The sequence below is a fragment of the Mesorhizobium sp. M7A.F.Ca.AU.002.02.1.1 genome, assembly GCF_003998535.1.
Taxonomy (GTDB): domain Bacteria; phylum Pseudomonadota; class Alphaproteobacteria; order Rhizobiales; family Rhizobiaceae; genus Mesorhizobium; species Mesorhizobium ciceri.
In genome coordinates, this window is sequence record NZ_RZPB01001189.1 from 1 (window position 1) to 1,240 (window position 1,240).

Genomic DNA, 1,240 nt, shown 5'->3' on the forward strand with positions numbered 1-1,240 from the left:
GCTCAAAAGTACCGAGCCGCTCAGCGGCCGTGGCCGGTAATTCCCGAACAAAAAATCTAACAGTCGGCATTTGCCGATTGTTCGGGGCCGCGTCTTTCGGCCAGATTTTGGCTAGGTTTGCAGTGGCCAGCCATGAAGTAGGGCAGGTCGTTGATGATGCGGGGCCAATCAATGATGGAAACCGGATACGTTGTCGCGGCCGGATTATTTCCGTTTGCCGTTTCCTATACGCTCGTGGCAATGCTGCCGGGTGCCAATTTTGCCGTCGTTGCGCAGGCCGGGCTGACCGCGTCGCGTGCTACGGCGCTTTCCGCTGCCGCCGGTATCGCCCTTGGCGCAAGTTCGCTGGCGGCCGTCGTCGCGACGGGGGTCGGTTCATTGCCGCACGAGGGCATCGCGCATCAGATAGCCGCCAGCCTCTACGGCGCACTGCTGGTCCTCATTGGATGAAACTCGATGCGGCGAGCTTGGTCGATCAAGACGGGACCGGATGAGCCGAAACCGGTCGCAAACGTTCGGCACTTCCGGCTGGGTTTTGTCACTGCGGTGGCAAATCCCGCAACTGCAATATTTTTCGCCTCTTCAACGCTGAACTTAAATCTCCGCGGGGCGACTTACCTAACCGTGGTCGCATTGGTGTTTGCCATTGCGATCGCCTGGTTTGGTCTTCTTGGCCTTTGCATTTCCCAACCTGTAACACAGCGGTTCTACAGACGTTTCCGAAAGCATGCGGATATCGTCCTGGGAGGTGCCCTGGTGGCGCTCGGCTTCGCCGCGCTTGGGTCTTTGAAGGGCTAAAACATGTAGCGGTCTAGACTAGACTAGGACGTGACAGTCCAATCGTCGGCATTCGCGATTTCAGCTCTCGGGCGTTCACCGTTGGGGCGGTACGTCTGACGATCGGTGCTGCAGGTGGACCGGACAGGGTCGCGCTCACTGCAATTTGCTAGGACGGCAAGCGACGACCGGGCCGCACTCGCGCCATCGGCGATTAGCGACGCACTCCCGACGATCTCCAGTCCCCGAAGATCGGCTCGCCTGCGCGGTTTAATAGAACGGCGAATATGGCTCCCGGTCCGCTCGTGTGAAGACGGAGATGGGCTGGTCAATCCGCGCGACAACGCCCGCTCCGAAATTAATCCCAGTTCCGTCGCAGACACCAAATATGTTCGACCGCGTTCCGATCAGCACATTGACCGGTTTCCCGGCTTGGACGGGGTATGTGCTGTTGTGAATGAAA

2 protein-coding genes are annotated in these 1,240 nt (G+C 59.0%); both read left to right on the forward strand.

Annotated elements, in window-relative coordinates; all coding sequences use genetic code 11:
- Positions 1 to 171 precede the first annotated feature (171 nt).
- Positions 172 to 450 (forward strand): hypothetical protein, encoded by a 279-nt coding sequence (locus EN879_RS40415; protein WP_244514454.1) that lies wholly within the window; start codon positions 172 to 174, stop codon positions 448 to 450.
- A gap of 6 nt (positions 451 to 456) precedes the next feature.
- Positions 457 to 798 (forward strand): hypothetical protein, encoded by a 342-nt coding sequence (locus tag EN879_RS40420; RefSeq protein WP_244514456.1) that lies wholly within the window; start codon positions 457 to 459, stop codon positions 796 to 798.
- Positions 799 to 1,240 lie beyond the last annotated feature (442 nt).

Coding starts and splice junctions, on each gene's coding strand:
- EN879_RS40415 (WP_244514454.1), top strand. CDS start 172: ATGATGGAAACCGGATACGTTGTCGCGGCCGGATTATTTCCGTTTGCC.
- EN879_RS40420 (WP_244514456.1), top strand. CDS start 457: ATGCGGCGAGCTTGGTCGATCAAGACGGGACCGGATGAGCCGAAACCG.